This window comes from Streptomyces sp. NBC_01717 (assembly GCF_036248255.1).
In the GTDB taxonomy this organism is placed as follows: Bacteria; Actinomycetota; Actinomycetes; order Streptomycetales; family Streptomycetaceae; genus Streptomyces.
The window spans coordinates 7,722,742-7,741,295 of the sequence record NZ_CP109178.1; the positions used below are offsets into that span (position 1 = coordinate 7,722,742).

Sequence of the window (18,554 nt, forward strand, 5' to 3'; positions counted from 1 at the left end):
AACTGTGCGACATCCCGTGAGTTCTTCTGAGCCTCGCTGATTCCCTGGCCGCATGGCCAGGGGCTTCTTCCTCCTTCGGGTGCTCTGTGGCCTTGTGACGTAACTTCGGGATTCTTGAAGCGTTCTCACCTCGTCCGACCGATCCGCAGTCGGGCCGAAGGCGAGGAGGCTCGGGTTGGCGGCGCTGGCAGTCGTACGGGACCTGCGTGAGCACTGGGCACCGGTGTCGGCGGAGGAGCTGGAGCGGTTCGAGACCGACGTGCTGTCCGGGTTTGTCCTTGCGCGGGCCTCGGCTGGCCTGGCGGACGGCACGATCCGTGGGGACGTCGGGCACCTGGACCAGATCAGGTCCTGGTTCGGCCGGCCCCTGTGGGACATGGAGCCCGCTGACGCTGACGCGTACTTCGGGAAGGTGCTGCGGAACTCGCCCAGCGGCACCCGGCTGGCCCGGTCGCAGGCGCTGACGACGTACTTCATGTTCCTGGAGCTGCGGCACAAGGTCGAGCTCCACCGGATGACCGGCCGGGTTGTTGAGTGCCCGATCGACGAGATGAACCGGCCGCGCGGGGCCAAGGACGCCCACTTACGGATCCCGCCGAGCGAGCCGGAGGTCGGGACACTGTTCACGGGCTGGGGCGGCGAGCTGGCGACGTGCCGCAAGTTCGCCCCTACGGCCAGGAACTACACCGCCTCGAAGCTGATGTCCCAGGTCGGCCTGCGGGTGAGCGAGGCATGCAAGCTCGACCTGGCCGACATCAAGTGGGACCTGGGCCGCTTCGGCAAGCTCCACGTTCGCCACGGCAAGGGCGCCCGTGGATCGGGGCCACGTGAGCGGATGGTGCCGTTAATCAACGGCGCTGATCGGACGCTTCGATGGTTCATCGAGGACGTCTGGGGCCAGTTCGACGACGACCACACACGCCCTGGTGCCCCGCTGCTTCCCTCCGAGCGAAAGAACACCGACGGCTCCTCCCGCCGGGTGGGCGACGACGCCCTGCGAAGCGGGCTCAAGGATGCCGCCAAATCACACCTGCCGGGGTGGGGCGAGAGGCTGACTCCGCATGTCCTGCGGCACTTCTGCGCGTCGCAACTCTACGGAAACGGGCTTGACTTGCTCGCAATCCAGGAGGTTTTGGGGCACTCCTGGATCGCCACGACCATGCGATACATCCACGTCCAGCAGACCCGGGTTGAAGATGCCTGGGTCGCCGGGACGGAACGGGCCGCGAAGCGGCTGGAAGGACTGGTCCGATGAGGTGGAACCTACGGCTGACCGCCGCGAACAAGGGCGTCTGGAAAGCCTCCGAGCTCCAGCGGAGCCTGGCAGAGCACGGCCTGGTGATCTCGGCCGGGAAGATGTCCGGACTGTGGTCCGGCCAGCCCGTCTCACTCAAGCTGGAGGACCTGGACGTCATCTGCGTCGCCCTCGGCTGCGAAATCAGCGATCTGCTGATCCCCGAGCCGGAGAAAGTCCGGCGCCCCGGCGAGGAGACCGGCCTGCAGGCCGCCGTTGCGGCTGGCCCGGCCCCGGTGGTGGTTCCGCGTCGCCGTGACGGCCGGTCTCTGCCACCGATGTGATGGCCTACGTTCTGCCGGCGGGCAAGTGCAAACCGCCAGCCAGTTGCCCGACCTGCTTCGGCTGGGGCGTGCTGCCCGGCCGCGCCTGCGGCGCATGCGAGAGTTTCCGCCGCAACGAGGAGCCTGCCGAGTGCAGGGGTTGTCGGCGAACAGTGCGGTTGAAGAAGGGCTACTGCCGTCTGTGCTGGCATCAGGCGAGCCAGGACGCCAGGGGGCAGGTCACCGTCTTGGAGCCCTACTTGGAGAAGGTGCAGCACCATCAACTGTTTTTCACCAACCTCCACCGTCCGCGTCAGCCCGGCCCTCCCAGAGGTAAGCAGGGACGACGTTGGGGTCGCCCGCGCCACGCCGACCCGACCCCCGCCCACCGGCCGGTCCCCGGTTGGCTCCAGCCGCCGCTGTTCGAGGCCCGCCGAGATTTCACCCGGTTCAATCGTCAGGAACATGCCCGGCTCGACAACCCGTGGCTGGCCTGGGCCCGGCATACCACACATCGTCTCGGCGAAGCGCATGGCTGGCCTCGCGGTGTCCGCCTCGACGTTGGCCGAGCCCTGGTCATCGTGCTGTCCGGCCATGTCAGCGGCGAAGTCGTGCGGCACTCCGAGGTCTTCCCGGCCCTGCGGTCCCGCGGGCTCAGCGTCCAACGCACAGTGGAAGTACTCGCCGAGATCGGCGTCTTCCAAGACGACCGGACGCCGTTGTTCGAACAGTGGCTGGAGCGCAAGCTCGAAGGCATCGCCCCCGGAATCCGCCGCGACGTGGAGCACTGGGCTCGCCTCCTGCACGACGGTGGCCCCAGATCACAGCCCCGCGACGAGGCCACGGTCTGGGGCTATCTCAACCGGATCCGTCCCGTCCTGCTGGAGTGGTCTGTCCCCTATGGCCATCTGCGCGAGGTGACACGCGACGACGTCCTCACCCAGCTCGATGCTCTCCACGGCAGCCAGCGACGGCACACGCTCATCGTGCTGCGGTCGCTGTTCGGCCGAGCGAAGAAGAGCGGCACCATCTTCAAGAATCCGACCAGCCGCATCCGTGTTGGCCAGCACGAGTACGGCATCCTCCAACCCCTGGAGCCCGAGCACGTCAACAACTCCGTTGCCGCGGTCGCCAAGCCGGCGGACCGGCTGGTCCTCGCGCTCGCCGCGGTGCACGCCGCGCGATCCGGTGCGATCCGGCGCCTTCAACTCGACGACCTCGACATTGGCAATCGCAAGCTCGTGATCGACGGCCGCGTCCGGCCTCTGGACGCGCTGACACTGCACGTCGCCCGCGAGTGGCTGGACCACCGACGCTGCCGCTGGCCCGACACCGCTAACCCGCACCTGCTGATCAACAAGTTCACCGCCTTGGGCACCGGCCCGGTCAGCGCGGTCTCCCTGACCAAACCGCTTCGCGGCCAGGCCGCCACCCTGGAACAGTTCCGCGTCGACCGGCAGCTCGAAGAAGCCCTCGTCCATGGCCCCGACCCCCTCCACCTCGCCGAGGTCTTCGGACTCGATGCGAAGACCGCGATTCGCTACACGGACTCCGCGCGGGCGCTGCTGGAACAGGCCGCTGAACAACAGCTTCGATGAAACCTGCTCGACCAGACGCACGATGAAGGCAATCATGTGCGAGTGACCTCGACCGAAGCAGCAGCAATCGCTCTACAGGACCATGCCGTCCTCTGGAGCATGGGCGAGATCCGCGCAACCGACGTCGTCACTACTGCCTGTGATGCACTCGTTGCCGGCCTCGACAGTCCTGCCCTGCGGATCTTGGCCGCGTGCACACGCGCGGAGGCGGATTACGAGGTCCCCGACCTCCTTCCGCCGGCACTCGACGAACTGGGCCTCATCTTCCACCCAGCGGGCAGCGTTGCCGGACAGGAAGCCGCCGCGCGTGCACTTGCCGCCCGGATGCTGGTCGGCGAGCTGACACCACGCGAGCTGGCCTTCCGGATCCACGGTCGTTTCGGGCACGATCTGCCTCTGGTTGAACGACTCGCCAACCTGGATGACGATTACGACGTCCTCGAATACGGCGACAGAACACAGGCGCAGGTCGACGCCGAGGTCACGGCCGAAGCTCTTCGGCTTGTACGGCATCCTCGTGTTCCAACCGAACCCACGGGTCTACCGACCTGAAGCAGACCGGTGGACCCGTGGGTTCAAGCTGAAGGACCTTCGGTTTCCTTGAACCCACGGAGATCTCGGGGTGCCGGTAAGAACGCTGTCACCAGCCGCAAACGGAGGTAATCAGTCCTCTGACCTGGTGGGTTGGGGCAGTTCCGGCGTGCTCGTCGCCTCAGCGAGTGCGAGGCGACCACCCTTGAGTTCGGGCACGTAGTTGTAGATGGTGTTGCGGGAGACGCCGAGGAGCTTGGCGATCGAGGTGACGGTGTTCTCCGGGCGGGCGAGTAGGTCGCGGGCGTGACGTACCTGCTCCTCGGTCATCGCCGGCGGGCGGCCGAGTCGGGCGCCGCGGGCGCGGGCGGCGTCCAGGCCCTCATTGGTGCCCTGCACGATGAGTTCGCGGATGAACTCCGCCAGGGCCGCGAACACGTGGAAGACCAGGCGCCCGCCGGGCGTGGTCGTGTCGAGCGCCTCGTGCAGCGAGGTGAAGCCGACGCCACGCTTGCGCAGGCCGGACACGATCGCGATGAGGTCCTGGATGGAGCGGCCGAGCCGGTCCAGTGACGGGACGACGAGGGTGTCGCCCTCGCGCAGGTAGTCGAGGGCCTTCCACAGTTCATCGCGTTCGGCGTTCTTGCCGGACTTCTTGTCGGAGAAGATCCGGATGCACCTTGCTTCGGTGAGTGCGTGGATCTGCCGGTCGAGCAACTGTCCCTTGGTGGACACGCGTGCGTATCCCACGAGGCTGCCGGTCCGTACGGCCGGAACGGGTGCGAGGAGATCGGCGGTGTCGTCGTCCTGGGGTCGCTGCACCTGCCAGATCGTACAGAAAAGGGTGCTCCTCAGGTTCTTGAGCACATCGACTTTCTGACACCGTTTTATAGGCATGATCCGGCGTCGATACCGCCGCGCGCCGCAGCTTACCGATCTTGCTCATCAACCGGTCGGTTGATGAGCAGTGGCACCTTGCAGGCAAACCGCAAAGACTTCTTCGCGAAGGAACCTTTACGAAGAACTCTTTGCGGTCTAACGTGTGCGGTATGACCGACGCATCGAAGAGGCCGGATGGCCCGAGGGCTGAAGAAGACTCGATTGTGCTGGATGCCAAGGGGCTGCGTGCCCTGGCACATCCGGTGCGCGTGCAGCTGGTGGAGCTGCTGCGGAAGTACGGCCCGTCGACGGCTACCCGCCTCGCCGAGCGGCTGGGCGTGAATTCCGGGACGGCTAGCTACCACCTGCGCCAGCTCGGCGCGGCCGGCTTCGTCGAGGAGGATGCCGAACGCGGCAACGCGCGAGAGCGCTGGTGGCGTTCGGTACATCAGACGACGGAGATCAACGACCGGGATCTGGCCGATCAAGAGCCCGAGGCCGCGCTGGCGTATCTGCAGTCCGTCGCCGCCACTTACACCCTTCGCACTCAGCAGACGCTGAACGAGCTGCAGACGATGCCCCGTGCGTGGCATGGCACCTTCGACATGAGCGACTGGGCCCTGCGGCTCACGCCCGAAGAAGCCGTCGCCCTGCGCCAGGAGTTGAGGGCCGTCATCGCCCGCTACCGGCGGGATACGCCAGAGGCGGCGGCGAGTGCCCCCGAGGGAGCCGAGCGGGTCGCCGTGATCACGCAGGTCCTGCCCGAACTGGACGTGCCTGCCGCGTCGTCGCTCCCTACCGGCCCTCAGGAAGCGGAAGGAAGCCCGACGTCATGACCGACGACGCCTCGGAGGCCGGCGGCATACCCGGCAAGAGGTCCTTACGGCCGCTGGCCGGGGTACTGGCGGCCATGGCCGTGTCGCTCACCGGTACGCGGATCTCCGTCGTGGCACTGCCCTGGTTCGTCCTCGTCACGACCGGCAGCGCCACCCAGACCGGACTGGTCGCCTTCTGTGAGATGACCCCCTACGTGCTGGTTAAGGCGTTCACCGGACCACTGGTGGACCGGATCGGCCCCCGGGCCGTTTCCTGGACCACCGATCTGGCCAGCGCGACCGCCGCCGCCGCGGTTCCCCTGCTCCACGCCCTGCACCTGCTGTCCTTTCCGCTCCTGCTGGTTCTGGTCGCGCTGATCGGCGCGGCCCGCGGCCCCGGCGACCTGGCCAAGGAGGTGATGGTCCCGGAAGCGGCCGAGCACGGCCGGGTGCCGCTGGAACGGGCCACCGGCCTGTCCGGCGTGACCGAACGGCTCGCCTCCACCATCGGCCTGGCGGTCGGCGGATCCCTGGTGGCGCTGCTCGGTCCTCTGACGGGACTTGCCGTCAACGCGGGCTGCTTCGCCCTCGGATCGGTGATCATCAAACTCACGCTGCCGCACGGCATGGGGCACCCAACCGTGGAAGCCCCGTCACAGGCCGACGAAACGGAACCGGGCTACTGGCGACGATTCGGCGAGGGCTTCACCTTCCTTCGCGGCGAGCCGTTGCTGCTCACCGTCATTGTCACGATCGGCATCACCAACCTGCTGAACGCGGCGATCACCACGGTGCTCATCCCCGTCTGGGCCAGAGAGTCCGGCAACGGGCCGGCCGCGATCGGTCTGATGGGCAGTGTGATGGGGGCCGCGGCGGTCGGCGGGAGCCTGATCGCCGCGGCGGTCGCGCACCGGCTGCGGCGGCGGATGGTGTTCTTCGCCGGGTTCCTGCTGGCCGGGGCACCGAGGTTCCTGATCCTCGCCTTCGATGCCCCGCTGGGGGCGGTACTGGCCGTCTTCGCGGTCAGCGGATTCGGTGCCGGCTTCATCAACCCCGTGCTGGGGGCCGTCCTCTTCGAGCGAGTGCCGCGCCGGATGCTGGGCCGGGTCAACGCCCTCGGTGACTCTCTGTCCTGGGCCGGTATCCCTCTCGGCGGCCTGCTCGCCGGGTCGGCGGTGGCCGCTGTCGGACTCGCGCCGGTGCTGCTCGTCTGCGGGGCCGCGTACTTCCTCACCACGAATCTGGCGGGACTGCGGCCGGAGTGGCGGGAGATGGACCGTACGCGTGGGCGGGGCGTCCGGAAGCCGCATTCCAAGGAAGACGCCTCACAAGGCAGTGCGAATGTAGCGACATGACGTTTACGGGAGGGAGGTGGACCATCTGGTTTCCTTCTCCCTCCCACCGCTCCTTCTGACCTCGCCCACGCTTCACGCACGCTCAGATGACTGCTGATCGGCGGCGTCCGTCGGAACTCGGGGGCCCGGAAGTTTGACCGCAGCAAGGTCGAGGCGGGTGTCCATGTCGAGGTTGACCTCCCCGTACGGACGCACGTGCGACCAGAACAGCGGGGTCAGGCCGCGCCGATCGGCGGGCGTGAGAAGCCCGGCCCACTCCGGTTCGCCGAGGATGTCCTGAAGCATCAGGGTGTTCACGTAGACCAGGGCCGATTGCAGAATCCGCAGGCACAGCACGAACATCTCCTGCTCGTCGCGCCGGTTCGAGGCGATCTCCCCGCCCTTGCCGTAGGCGATCACAGAGTTGGCGCCGTTGGAGGACTCCATGACGTTCAGGCCCTCCTCGATCTCCCGCTGGAGGTCCCGTAGCCGCAGGTACCGGGCCACAAAGATGGTCTTCTGGGCACGGCCGACCTCCAGCATCGCCGCATAGGTGGGGTGGGAGGCGTTGCGGGTGAAGCGCCGCAGGATCGCCTCGGTGGACGCGGTGCGGGTACGGATCGCGGTGGCGTACTTGATCATCTGGTCGTACTGCTGGGCGATGAGTTCCCAGCGGATCGGGCGGGTCAGCGCCGGGGTCAGTTGCGGGTAGGCGTCCGGTTCGCCGGCCACCGGCCGGTACAGCTTCACCTTGTTGATCCGCTTGATCCTCGGCAGTAGGTCGAAGTTCAGCAGCCTCGTGATGCCAAACCCGATTTCCGACTGGCCGTGCGAGTCCGTGTAGTTCGCCTCGACGTCCATGGTGGTGCCGTGCCGCATGGCACCCTCGATCATCGCGGCGACCTCGGAGGCGGTGCAGTTGATCAGCTGGGAGTGGATGGCCAGGGACTTCTTCTCCACGTGCCAGTAGATGAGCACCCCGCGGCCGCCGTAGCGCGAGTGCCACTCGGTGAAGAGGTTCTGGTCGTAGGCGCGCACGTGGGTGGAGTCGGAGGCGACCGCGGTCGAGCCCTGGCCCCACAACTCGGTACTGCGGGCGGCGAAGGTGGCGTTCGCGATCTGGACGGCGATGGCACGAGCGGCCTCGGCGGACAGGTAGCGGCGGCGTACGTAGCGGAGTTCGTCCTCCGTGTGGCCGTGGCCGCCGGACGCCACGGCCTTGATCCCGGTGTTCGTGCCGTACGCGTAGATCACCAGCAGCAGGCGTTCAGCCAGCACCTCCGGCGAGAGGCTGCCGCCACCGGAGACGGAGGTGACCGCGTCCAGGCAGCCGGTCCGCAGCACCGCTTCCTTCAGCATGTCGACCAGCGGCACGATGCCCCAACGCCTCTGTACCTCGGCCTTGATCCTGCGCAGGTTGCGCGGCTCGGGCTGGGCCTCGGCCGCCGTTAGCCGGATCGCCCCGGACTTCCGCTCGGCGATGTCCAGCCAGGACAGCTTCGGCATCTGGTCGTTGAGCAGGGTCAGCTCGGCCGTCATCTGCCCGCGCAGCTCGTCGACGAACACCGCGGCGTCCAGCGGCTTGCGCAGCTCCCGGTAGTTCTCCGCCCGCCTCGCCTCGAAGTCCTGCGGCAGGTCCTCATCCGGGTTGCGCCACTTGTCGGCGCCGACGACCCATATCTCCTTGCACTTGAGCTGATCCCGCAGAGCCTGGAAGGCCACGACCTCGTAGACCATGCGCACCACCCGGCGCCGACCCCGCTTGTCGGTGCGGTGCACGACCTCCGCCCAGTCCCCGCCCATCGCCTTGTGGACCGGCACCGTCTCACCCAGCGGGTAGTACGTCGTGTTCCCCGCGTTCGCGTACCGCGCCACCAACGCCAGGGCCTCGATCACCGGCCGGTGAGCATGGTTGGAGGAACGGAACTCCAGCACGTCCAGCAGCCTGATCAGCCCGCGCCGGTAGTGGTTGGTGTACGACGCCTTCAGCGTCGTCTGCACCGTGCGCCGGTAGACCGGCCCCCGGGTCTTGAACTCGTGCACCAGCTCCCGCAGCGTCGCCTCGCCCCCGGACACCGCCGGGAACACGACCTGGCGGACCGTCCCCTCCGGGGCGCCGAGCGACGCCTCGGCGAGCTTGAAGAGGATGTTCTCCTTGCCCGACACCTTCTTGAACGCGTTGATGAGCTGCTCGGTGACCTTCTTCTCCGCCCGCGCCCCGATCCGGTGCACCGTGGAGATCAGCAGCTCCACCAGCGTGTCGGTGATCTCCCGTTCCCGCTCGTGCAGCAAGGCGGCCAGCAAGGTCACCCGCAGCGGTACCGGGTGCGTCCGCAGGTGAGAAGGCGATTCCACTGCGGCTCGCGCCCGCCAGGCGGCTACGACCTTCGGCGCGACGTCGATGAACAGATCCGGTGGCAGGCCGATCGCCCGCACCGCCAGGAGCTTATCGATCTCGGTGAGCATCGTTTCCAGGCTCACGTTGCCCGGCGCTTCCTTGATCTTTGCCAGTATCGGCGGCGCGTCTTCGCCCTCCCCACCGCCACCTGCGGGTCCGGCGTCGTCCTGGTCGGCGCCGGCCACCAGAGCCACGATCCGCTCGATGCTCTCCACGGTCAGCCGCGAGGAAACCAGGGCCGTCAGCGACTCCTCGGCCGCCCGCAGGGCAGCCGCCACAATCCGGTCGCACCGGCCCGGCGTGGGCGGCTCGATGCTCTCCGTGCGGCAGCGCGCCAGCAGTTCCACCCGGACCTGCTCGGGCCTCCGTTCCTTGTGCGCGACGTGCTCAGCCAGATACGCCGTCAGCTTCTCCGCGTCCGCGACGCTGCACTCACGGAAGCCGAGGTGCTCCCGGACCTGCGCACGGTGGTACTCGACCGTGCGGCCCGTCCAGTCGTAGGACTCCAGCTCCGAGGCAAGAACCTGCACCTGACGGGCGACGAACTCCACGGCCTCACCGGGCAGCTCTGTCCGGTTCCGGGGAAACCGGGCGTACTGCGTATAGAACTTCAGCAGCACGGCGAAGCCCAGTCGCGTCGCACCGCGCTTGCCGGACACGAGCACCTGCTCGTCCTTCAACAGCGTCCAGTGCTCGACGAGTTCATCCAGGTCCAACGGAGTACGGGCCACGATCGCCGATCGTCCTCGCAGAGCTTCACCCACCGCAGCCGTACGGCCCCACTCACCCACACGGGTGACGCCCGCAAGATCACTGCCGTTTGCGGCTGATGACAGCGTTCTTACCGGCACCCCAAGATCCCCGTGGGTTCAAGGAAACCGAAGGCCCTTCAGCCTGAACCCACGGGTCCACCGATCTGCTTCAGGCTGGTGGACCCGCGGGTTCGGTTGGAACACGAGGATGCTGTGCAAGCCGAAGAGCTTCGGCTGAGACATCGGCGTCGACCTGGGCGAGTGTTCCCTCGCCGTATTCGAGGAGGTCGTACTCGTCGTCCAGATTGGCGAGTCGCTCGGCCAGAGGCAGCTCGTGTCCGAAGCGCTGGTGGATCCGGAAGGCCAGCTCGCGAGGCGTCAGCTCGCCCGCCAGCATCTGGGCGGCAAGTGCCCGTACGACGGCTTCCTGTCCGGCAACGCTGCCCACGGGGTGGAAGGTGAGACCCAGTTCGTCGAGTGCTGGGGGAAGGAGGTCGGAGACGTCGTAATCCGCCTCCGCGCGTGTGCACGCGGCCAGGGTCCGCAGGGCAGGACTGTCGAGGCCGGCAACGAGTGCATCACAGGCAGCAGTGACGACGTCGGTTGCGCAGATCTCGCCCATGCTCCAGAGAACGGCGCGGTCCTGAAGCTCGCGGGCTGATGGTTCGGTCGACGGCATCTTCCCATGATCTCGTCAGTGGGTTGAGCAGGGCGAGTGGGTTTCACTGAGATGCCTGCTCGGCCTCGTGCAGGTTGCGTACGACCGCCAGCGCCAACCCGAGCCTCCTCACCTTCAGTCCGACCGCTGATCGGTCGGACGGAGTGAGAACGCTTCGAGAATTCCGAAGGTGCGTCACAAAGCTGCAGAACACCCGAGGGAGGAAGAACCCCCTGGCCACGGGCACAGGGACTCTGCGGGGCTCAGAGGAACTCACGGGATATCGCACACTCGGCGGAGGCAGCGGCAAGCACCTGGAGTCGAGGGGGCGTTCGGCCCCGCTACGGCCGCGCCGCCCGGTGGGACGGAAGCCGGCGGGTCGAGAAGTCCACCGCGTCGGTGAAGCGGAAGAGCCGTGCCGTCGCCGAGCCCACCGTGCCGGTGCGTACTGCCGCACCGTTGTCCGTGCGCTCGAACTCCGCTCCGAGCGCGGCGAAGTCGCTGTCGTCCAGCGCGACGTCCTCGTACTCCCACCAGTGACGCCTGCCTCCGGTGGTCACCACGCAGCGGTAGCTGCGGCGGGGCGGGTCGGGCACGCGGTACTCGCCGAGGTGGAACGCGCTGCAGGAATCGAACCCGGTGCCCAGCAGCAGCACTTGTGCCCGTACGTCATAGAGGCGGGCCAGCGGCGAGTCCTCGCCGAGGTGGCAGTCGGGGCGGTGGTGCGCGACGAGCTTCCCGGCGAGCGGGCCCAGTGCGGTGAACGACGTCTGGGGGTGGCCGCTGCGCGCGGCCCCCGGCGTCTGTCGTACCGCCTCCGAGAGGCGGCCCATCGACGGTGCGGCCGACGTCGCCCGGTCGAAGGGCGGCATGCTCGCCCGTACAGCCTCTCGGGCCGGGGCGCTGAGGCCGCGCACCCGCTCGCGGTATTGCGGGGACGTATCGGAGTTCTCCGGTGTGAACGACGGGACGACCAGGGTGCCGTCCGCGCCGATCGCGTCCCGCAGTGCGCGGATCACCGTCCGCACCCCGCCGCTCACCGCCCCCGTCGCGCGCATCGACGCATGCACCATGAGGACACCGCCCCGCGCAACACCGAGTTCGGCCAGCTCATCGCTCAGCCGGCTTCGGCGGTGGGGAACGGTCAGGACGGCGGACACACCGGTAACACTCACAGCGGGACATTCTCCCAGCCGTTCGGCATGTGTGACACCCCGCACATTCGGCCGAGAGGCGGCACCCCGCTCATCGGTCCAGAAGGGGGATCTCGATCGCCGGGCAGTGGTCCATCACCATGTCGAGTCCGGCCGCCCGTGTGCGTTCGTACGCAGCGTCGTCGATCACGCCGAGCTGGAACCAGACCGCCTTCGCGCCGACCGCGACCGCCTCGTCCGCGACGGCACCCGCCAGTTCGCTGTTGACGAAGACGTCCACGACATCGACCGGGAACGGAATGTCGGCCAGTGAGGCGTACCCCTCCTCGCCGTGGACCCGCTCCGCCTTGGGATGCACGGGGACGATGCGCTTGCCGAAGCGCTGGAGTACTGCGGCGACGCCGTAGGCGGTGCGCGACTCGTTGTTGGACAGTCCCACCACGGCCCAGGTGTCGCCCGTGTTCTGGAGAATCCTGCGGACCGTCTCTGCGTCTGTGCCCGTGTCTGCGTACATGATTCGGTCAACGGACAGCGGTCGTGGGCCATTCCCGCCTTGCGCATAGGGTGGTCGGATGCAGGAGCAGTACCGGACGGTCGCCCGAGCGGGTGTGCACGAGACCGAGATCAACCGATCGCGCTTCATCTGCGCGCTCGCCCCCGCCGCCACCGAGCAGGAGGCGCAGGACTTCGTCGCACGCATCCGCAGGGAACACCCGACCGCCAGCCACAACTGCTTCGCGTACGTGATCGGCGCCGACGCCTCCGTGCAGAAGGCAAGTGACGACGGCGAGCCCGGCGGCACCGCGGGCGTCCCGATGCTGCAGATGCTGATGCGCCGCGAGACGCGGTACGTCGTCGCCGTCGTCACCCGCTACTACGGCGGCGTGAAGCTCGGGGCCGGAGGGCTGATCCGGGCTTACGGAGGGGTGGTCGGCGAGGCTCTCGACGAGCTCGGCACGATCACCCGACGGCGGTTCCGGCTCGCCACGATCACCGTCGGCCACCAGCGGGCCGGCAGGCTGGAGAACGATCTGCGCGCCACGGGACTGGCCGTGCGGGAGGTCCGGTACGCGGAGGCGGTGATCATCGAGATCGGACTGCCGGACTCCGATGTCGAGAGCTTCCGGAGCTGGCTGGCGGATGCGACCGCGGGTGAGGCGCTGCTGGAGCTGGGCGGTGAAGCGTACGGAGATGTCTGAGGGGTGGAAATCCGCCGGGCGGGCACCTCACCCGGCCTCATCCCCATCCACGGCGATCCGCCGGCCCTGCTCGATCCCGACGCCTGCCCGGAGGCCGGCGCGTCGGGGACGGTGGGCGGCGATGGGACACTGTGAGCGGTGAGGAAACCGGGTCGTGAGGAAACGGTTTCTGTGAGGGAACAGGGGCCACCGGCGACAGCGCCGTCCCGTGCCGGTTCGGTGCGGCTCAGGCGCACGGCCAGGGGCGGGCGCAGCGGCAAAGGATGAGAGACATGCAGGTCGGAGCCGAGTCTTGAGGATTTTGCACACATCGGACTGGCACCTGGGACGGTCGTTCCACCGGGCCTCCCTGCTCGACGCTCAGGCCGACTGCCTCGATCATCTGGTGGCGACTGCGCGCGAGCGCGAGGTCGACGCCGTCGTGGTGGCGGGTGATGTGTACGACAGGGCCGTGCCGCCGCTGTCCGCCGTGGAGCTCTTCGACCGGGCCCTGCACCGGCTCGCCGCCGTCGGGGTACCCACGGTGATGATCTCCGGAAACCACGACTCGGCCCGCAGGCTCGGCGTGGGCGCCGGTCTGATGGGCCGGGCCGGCATCCATCTGCGGACCGACCCCGCGCAGTGCGCCACCCCCGTGGTCCTGCGGGACGACCACGGCGACGTCGCGTTCTACGGACTTCCCTACCTCGAACCGGCCCTCGTCAAGGACGTGTTCAAAGCAGAGCGGGCCGGACACGAAGCCGTACTGACCGCCGCCATGGACCGCGTCCGCGCCGACCTCGCGACACGGCCGGACTCCACCCGGTCCGTGGTGCTCGCCCACGCCTTCGTCGCGGGCGGCGCCCCCAGCGACAGCGAACGCGACATCACCGTCGGCGGAGTCGCCGCCGTCCCCGCCGGAGTCTTCGACGGTGTCGACTACACGGCGCTCGGCCACCTGCACGGCAGTCAGGCCGTCACCGAGCGGGTCCGCTACTCCGGCTCGCCCCTCGCCTACTCCTTCTCCGAGGTGGACCACCGCAAGACCATGTGGCTGATCGACCTCGACGCCACGGGAGCGATCACCGCCGAACGGATCGACTTCCCGGTGCCCCGGCCGCTCGCCCGGCTCCGCGGCCGCCTCGACACGCTTCTCGACGACCCCGCGCTGGCCCGGCACGAGGAGGCGTGGGTGGAGGCCACCCTCACCGACCCCGTCCGTCCGGACGAGCCGATGGCCCGTCTCATGGCGCGGTTCCCGCACACCCTCAGCCTCGTCCTCGACCCCGAGCGGACCCCCGAGGATCCGCTCGCCTCGTACGCACAGCGCCTCAAGGGGCGCGACGACCAGCAGATCGCGGAGGACTTCGTGGCGCATGTCCGGGGCGGGAACGGGGCGGACGACCGGGAGCGTACGGTGCTGCGCGGCGCCTTCGACCACGTGCGGGTGGACGACGGCGTACGTGAGGTGAACCGTTGAGACTCCACGGACTCACCCTCACCGCCTTCGGCCCGTTCGGCGCCACCCAGGACGTCGACTTCGACGCGCTCTCGTCCGCCGGGCTCTTTCTGCTGCACGGTCCCACCGGAGCCGGGAAGACCTCCGTCCTCGACGCCGTCTGCTACGGGCTGTACGGCGCGGTGCCCGGCGCCCGCCAGAGCCCAGGCACCTCGCTGCGCAGCGACCACGCGCCGGTCGGCCTGCCTACCGAAGTGCGGCTGGAACTGACCGTCGGCGGACGGCGCCTGGAGATCACCCGGCGCCCCGCCCAGCCCCGCCCCAAGAAGAAGGGCGACGGCTTCACCACCGAGAAGGCCCAGAGCTGGCTGCGCGAGTACGACCCCGAGAACGGCTGGCAGGCACTCAGCCGGTCGCATCAGGAGATCGGTGAGGAGATCACCCAGCTCATCGGGATGAGCCGGGACCAGTTCTGCCAGGTGGTGCTGCTGCCGCAGGGCGACTTCGCGCGCTTTCTGCGCGCCGACGCCGAAGCACGCGGCAAACTGCTCGGCAGACTCTTCGACACCCGCCGCTTCGCGGCCGTCGAGGAACGCCTCACCGAACTGCGCCGTACCGCAGAAACCCAGGTCAAGGCCGGCGACGAACAGATTCTCGCGATCGCCCAGCGGATCGCCCAGGCCGCAGGGCCGGCGGCCGGCGAGCTGCCCCTGCCGGACGCCCAGCCCGGCGAACCGGGACTGTCCGACGGCGTTCTGGAGTGGTCCGCCGTCGCCCGCAGCGGCGCCCGGGAACGGCTCGACATCGCTGAGTCCGTCCTGGCCGCGGCCGAGAGCCGACAGGCGGCAGCCCGCCGCGAACTCGACGCCGCGCGCGAACTCGCCAGGCTTCAGCAGCGGTACGAGGAGACGCGGCGCCGCGCCACCGAACTCGAAGCCCGTCGCCCCGCCCGCGACGGGCACCAGGCCCGGCTCGAACGTGCCCGCAAAGCAGATCGCGTCGCCCCCGCACTGGAGCTGCGTGACGAAGCGGAACGGGCCTACCGAACGGCGGGTGCGGCCCGCGAGAGCGCCCGCGCCCAGCTGCCGGACACCCTTGCCGACGCCGGTGCGGAACAACTGGCGGCTATGGAACGCAGGCTCCGGCAGGAGCTGGGCGGCCTCGACGCCGCGCGTCGGGCCGAGCGGCGAAGCACGGAGATCGACACCGAGCGGGCCGAACTGGAGCGGCAGGCCCGGGCCGACGACGAACTGATCCTGGAAGCGGAGGGCTGGCTCGCGGGCTGGGAATCCGCCCGCCGCGACCTTCAGGAACGCATCGAAGCGGCGCAGGAGTCCGCGACCCGCGCCGAACAGCTGGCGGGCCGGCTGGAACCGGCTCGCCGACAGCTGGAGGCGGCCCGGCGCCGAGATGCTCTCGCGACGGAGACGGCGGCCGCCGCGGAGCGGCTGGCCGTGGCCCGGGAGCGCGCGCTCGGCGCTCATGAGAAGTGGCTGGAGCTGCGCGAACGGAGGTTGCGGGACATCGCCGCCGAGCTCGCGGCGCAGCTGGTCGACGGCGAGGCCTGCAAGGTGTGCGGGTCGGGCGACCACCCGAAGCCGGCCCGCGCCGGTGACGGTCACGTCGACAAGGCGGCCGAGGAGGCCGCTCTCGACACGTATCGGCGGTCCGAGCAGATCCGTACGGAGACGGACCGGGAGCTCGGAGTCGTATGCGAGAAGTACGCTGCCGCGCGGGCGGCGGCCCGGCCGGCGCAGGCGCGGGGCGCGGGTGCGGAAGGCGGCGGCGAGGCCCGCGCCGCCGGAGGCGGCGCCGACGACCTCTCCGGTACCGATACCGGCGCCGCCGCCCATGCGGCCCACGCCGTCACGTCACCGGACCTCGACCCCACCGTCGCCGAACTCGACGCCCTGGCCACCCGGTTGGCGACCGAGCACGCACAGGCGCACCGCACCGCCGCCGGCACGCACGCCGCGCGCGAGGCTCTCGCAGCCGCCGAACGGGAGCAGACCGAGCGGCTCGAAGAGCGGCAGTCGGCCGAGCGCCGCGCCGCTGCCCGGGCCTCCCGGCGGGACGGGCTCGACCGCGAACAGTCCGCCCTGGAAGCCGAGTTGGTGACCGCCCGGGGGGAGTCCGACAGCGTTGCCGCGCACGCCGCCCTGCTGGAGCGGCGAGTCGCTCTGCTCGCCGACGCCGCGGAGGCGGTGCGCGCCGAGGAAGCGGCGGCGCAGCGCAGCAAGGAGGCCGACGGCCGGCTTGCGGACGCCGCCTTCCGGGCCGGTTTCGACACGCCGCAGGCCGCCGTGGCGACCCTGCTCCCGGCCCCCGAGCAGCGCGAACTCCAGCACCTGATCGACGCCTGGCAGGCCGAGGCCGCAGCCGTCGCCGACCGGCTCGCCGAGGTGGAGGCTCGCGCCGCCGCCGAACGCCCACAGGCAGACCCGGACGCAGCGCAGGCGGCGTACGACGCGGCCGAGCGACAGATGAGGGACGCTGCCGCCACGCTTGCCGCCGGCCGGGAGCGCTGCACCCAACTCGACCGGCTGTCGCGCCGCGCGGCGGACGAAGTGCGCAGGCTGGGACCGCTGCGTGAGGAGTACGAGCGGGTCGCACGGCTTGCCGGGCTCACCGCCGGAACGTCGGCCGACAACGAACGCAAGATGCGGCTGGAGTCGTACGTGCTCGCCGCCCGGCTCGAACAGGTCGCGGCCGCCGCCACGGCACGGCTGCAGCGCATGTCGTCCGGCCGCTACACACTGGTCCACTCCGACGCGCGCACCGGAGGCCGTCGGGCCGGCCTCGGGCTGCATGTCGTCGACGCCTGGACCGGCCGGGAGCGTGACACGGCCACGCTCTCCGGCGGCGAGACGTTCTTCGCCTCGCTCGCCCTGGCTCTCGGCCTCGCCGATGTCGTCACCGACGAGGCGGGCGGGGTCCGGCTCGACACCCTCTTCATCGACGAGGGGTTCGGCAGTCTGGACGACCAGACCCTGGACGAGGTGCTCGACGTACTGGACTCGCTGCGCGAGCGGGACCGCAGCGTCGGCATCGTCAGCCATGTCGCCGATCTGCGCCGCCGTATCCCCGCCCAGCTCGAAGTGGTCAAGGAGCGAGACGGATCGGCGGTGCGGCACCGGGCCGGCGGCGCGGTCAGCGGCTGATGGCCCGCCGGGGGAGCGGCGAGGAGTAGACGACGCTGGTGGTGACGGAGCCGAGCGCGCCGATCTTTCCCGAGATCCCTTCCAGGTGACTCATCGAGCGGGCGGTGACCTTGAGTACGAAGCAGTCGTCGCCGGTGACATGGTGGGCCTCCACGATCTCGGGCGTGGTGTCGAGGAGATCGTGGAACGGCTTGTAGTTGCCGTTCGGATAGCGCAGCCGTACGAGGGCGAGAATCGGCATTCCGAGCCGTTCCGGATCCACCACGGCGGCGTAACCACGGATGATGCCCGCCTCCTCCAGCCGGCGCACCCGCTCCGTCACCGCGCTGGGGGACATGGCGACCTCGCGCGCCAGTTCGGCGAAGGTGGCCCGCCCGTCGCGTTGCAGGGCATCGAGGATGCGCCAGTCGGTTGCGTCCGTGGAATAGTCGGTCATGCCGAGCAGACAACAGGGAATTCCCCGGCGAATCAAGCGCGGTGCCGGGGATCTCTTCTTCCCGCAAAGGATCACCGGTCGTAGATTTCTGGTCATGACTTCGCAGCTCACCGCCTCCGCCGGTAACCCCGTCCTCCGCGTCCCGCCGGCCTCCCCGGCCGCGGCCGCCGCCTACTTCGGTGCCTCGCTCGCCTTCCACGCCGATGTCTCCGACGTCACCGCCGCGCTCGCGGCCGACGTGGACCCCGGCTTCGTCGTCCTCGACTCCCGGTCCACCGCCTCCTGGGACCAGGGGCACATCCCCGGCGCCGTCCACCTGCCCACCGCGCTCATCGCGGAGCAGGCCCGGGACCTCCTCGACCCGGCCGTGCCCGTGGTCACGTACTGCTGGGGTCCCGGTTGCAACGGCGGCGCCCGCGCCGCGCTGGCCCTCGCCGAACTGGGCTACCAGGTCAAGGAGATGCTCGGCGGATTCGAGTACTGGGCGCGCGAGGGCTTCGAGTTCGAGACCTGGGAGGGGCGTCGGCGGCGTGCCGCCGACCCGCTCACCGCACCGGTCGACTCCGACGACTGCGGCTGCTGAACGACGCGGCCGTGCGTCCCGACCGGGCTGATGACCATCGCCCGTCCGGCCACCTCGGCGG

The 18,554-nt window shown here is 69.5% G+C and carries 17 protein-coding genes; 11 read left to right on the plus strand and 6 right to left on the minus strand.

All coding sequences use genetic code 11. The features are described from left to right. Positions 1 to 175 precede the first annotated feature (175 nt). Genes OHB49_RS34985 through OHB49_RS35000 form a run of 4 tightly spaced genes read left to right on the plus strand, consistent with a single transcriptional unit; the run spans position 176 to position 3,707 of the window. Positions 176 to 1,255: a tyrosine-type recombinase/integrase gene (locus OHB49_RS34985; RefSeq protein ID WP_329164891.1), complete on the plus strand. Its 1,080-nt coding sequence runs from the start codon at positions 176 to 178 to the stop codon at positions 1,253 to 1,255. Next, the gene (locus tag OHB49_RS34990) at positions 1,252 to 1,578 is read left to right on the plus strand and encodes a helix-turn-helix domain-containing protein (RefSeq protein ID WP_329164893.1); all 327 of its coding nucleotides are present in this window, start codon (positions 1,252 to 1,254) and stop codon (positions 1,576 to 1,578) included. The genes OHB49_RS34985 and OHB49_RS34990 overlap by 4 nt, the downstream gene beginning before the upstream one ends. After that, positions 1,578 to 3,155 (plus strand): hypothetical protein, encoded by a 1,578-nt coding sequence (locus tag OHB49_RS34995; protein ID WP_329164894.1) that lies wholly within the window; start codon positions 1,578 to 1,580, stop codon positions 3,153 to 3,155. Before OHB49_RS34990 ends, OHB49_RS34995 begins: the two co-directional genes overlap by 1 nt. Positions 3,156 to 3,197: 42 nt before the next feature. Beyond that, the gene (locus OHB49_RS35000; RefSeq protein ID WP_329164896.1) at positions 3,198 to 3,707 is read left to right on the plus strand and encodes a hypothetical protein; all 510 of its coding nucleotides are present in this window, start codon (positions 3,198 to 3,200) and stop codon (positions 3,705 to 3,707) included. Between the two features lie 111 nt (positions 3,708 to 3,818). Here the strand turns inward: OHB49_RS35000 and OHB49_RS35005 are convergent, their stop codons facing one another. Continuing rightward, positions 3,819 to 4,508: a recombinase family protein gene (locus OHB49_RS35005; RefSeq protein WP_443079593.1), complete on the minus strand. Its 690-nt coding sequence runs from the start codon at positions 4,506 to 4,508 to the stop codon at positions 3,819 to 3,821. A 227-nt stretch (positions 4,509 to 4,735) separates the two neighbouring features. Between OHB49_RS35005 and OHB49_RS35010 the strand changes: the two genes are divergently transcribed. Together OHB49_RS35010 and OHB49_RS35015 are read left to right on the plus strand one after the other, a co-directional pair. Beyond that, positions 4,736 to 5,401, plus strand: a complete 666-nt coding sequence (locus OHB49_RS35010; RefSeq protein ID WP_267007764.1) for an ArsR/SmtB family transcription factor — start codon at positions 4,736 to 4,738, stop codon at positions 5,399 to 5,401. After that, positions 5,398 to 6,735 carry an MFS transporter gene (locus tag OHB49_RS35015; RefSeq protein ID WP_267007765.1) on the plus strand — a complete coding sequence of 446 codons (1,338 nt, stop codon included), beginning with the start codon at positions 5,398 to 5,400 and terminating at the stop codon, positions 6,733 to 6,735. Before OHB49_RS35010 ends, OHB49_RS35015 begins: the two co-directional genes overlap by 4 nt. Positions 6,736 to 6,807: 72 nt before the next feature. Here the strand turns inward: OHB49_RS35015 and OHB49_RS35020 are convergent, their stop codons facing one another. From OHB49_RS35020 to OHB49_RS35035, 4 genes are all read right to left on the minus strand, one after another. Next, positions 6,808 to 9,843 (minus strand): Tn3 family transposase, encoded by a 3,036-nt coding sequence (locus OHB49_RS35020; protein WP_329164897.1) that lies wholly within the window; start codon positions 9,841 to 9,843, stop codon positions 6,808 to 6,810. A 190-nt stretch (positions 9,844 to 10,033) separates the two neighbouring features. Beyond that, a complete protein-coding gene (locus tag OHB49_RS35025) occupies positions 10,034 to 10,543 on the minus strand; it encodes a hypothetical protein (RefSeq protein ID WP_329164898.1) in 510 nt (169 codons plus the stop codon). Between the two features lie 320 nt (positions 10,544 to 10,863). Then, positions 10,864 to 11,697: an aminoglycoside N(3)-acetyltransferase gene (locus tag OHB49_RS35030; RefSeq protein ID WP_443079594.1), complete on the minus strand. Its 834-nt coding sequence runs from the start codon at positions 11,695 to 11,697 to the stop codon at positions 10,864 to 10,866. Between the two features lie 70 nt (positions 11,698 to 11,767). Further along, the gene (locus OHB49_RS35035; protein WP_030976349.1) at positions 11,768 to 12,190 is read right to left on the minus strand and encodes a CoA-binding protein; all 423 of its coding nucleotides are present in this window, start codon (positions 12,188 to 12,190) and stop codon (positions 11,768 to 11,770) included. A 58-nt stretch (positions 12,191 to 12,248) separates the two neighbouring features. Between OHB49_RS35035 and OHB49_RS35040 the strand changes: the two genes are divergently transcribed. From OHB49_RS35040 to OHB49_RS35055, 4 genes are all read left to right on the plus strand, one after another. Next, the gene (locus tag OHB49_RS35040; RefSeq protein ID WP_329164899.1) at positions 12,249 to 12,875 is read left to right on the plus strand and encodes a YigZ family protein; all 627 of its coding nucleotides are present in this window, start codon (positions 12,249 to 12,251) and stop codon (positions 12,873 to 12,875) included. A 3-nt stretch (positions 12,876 to 12,878) separates the two neighbouring features. Continuing rightward, positions 12,879 to 13,010: a hypothetical protein gene (locus tag OHB49_RS35045; RefSeq protein WP_267881597.1), complete on the plus strand. Its 132-nt coding sequence runs from the start codon at positions 12,879 to 12,881 to the stop codon at positions 13,008 to 13,010. A gap of 157 nt (positions 13,011 to 13,167) precedes the next feature. Then, positions 13,168 to 14,334 (plus strand): exonuclease SbcCD subunit D, encoded by a 1,167-nt coding sequence (locus tag OHB49_RS35050; RefSeq protein WP_329164900.1) that lies wholly within the window; start codon positions 13,168 to 13,170, stop codon positions 14,332 to 14,334. Beyond that, positions 14,331 to 17,474 (plus strand): SMC family ATPase, encoded by a 3,144-nt coding sequence (locus OHB49_RS35055; RefSeq protein WP_329164902.1) that lies wholly within the window; start codon positions 14,331 to 14,333, stop codon positions 17,472 to 17,474. The genes OHB49_RS35050 and OHB49_RS35055 overlap by 4 nt, the downstream gene beginning before the upstream one ends. Here the strand turns inward: OHB49_RS35055 and OHB49_RS35060 are convergent. Continuing rightward, positions 17,464 to 17,910 carry an Lrp/AsnC family transcriptional regulator gene (locus OHB49_RS35060; protein ID WP_329164903.1) on the minus strand — a complete coding sequence of 149 codons (447 nt, stop codon included), beginning with the start codon at positions 17,908 to 17,910 and terminating at the stop codon, positions 17,464 to 17,466. The genes OHB49_RS35055 and OHB49_RS35060 overlap by 11 nt on opposite strands. A 94-nt stretch (positions 17,911 to 18,004) precedes the next feature. On the opposite strand from OHB49_RS35060, the gene OHB49_RS35065 reads away from it, so the two are divergent. Further along, a complete protein-coding gene (locus tag OHB49_RS35065) occupies positions 18,005 to 18,493 on the plus strand; it encodes a rhodanese-like domain-containing protein (protein WP_329164904.1) in 489 nt (162 codons plus the stop codon). Positions 18,494 to 18,554 lie beyond the last annotated feature (61 nt).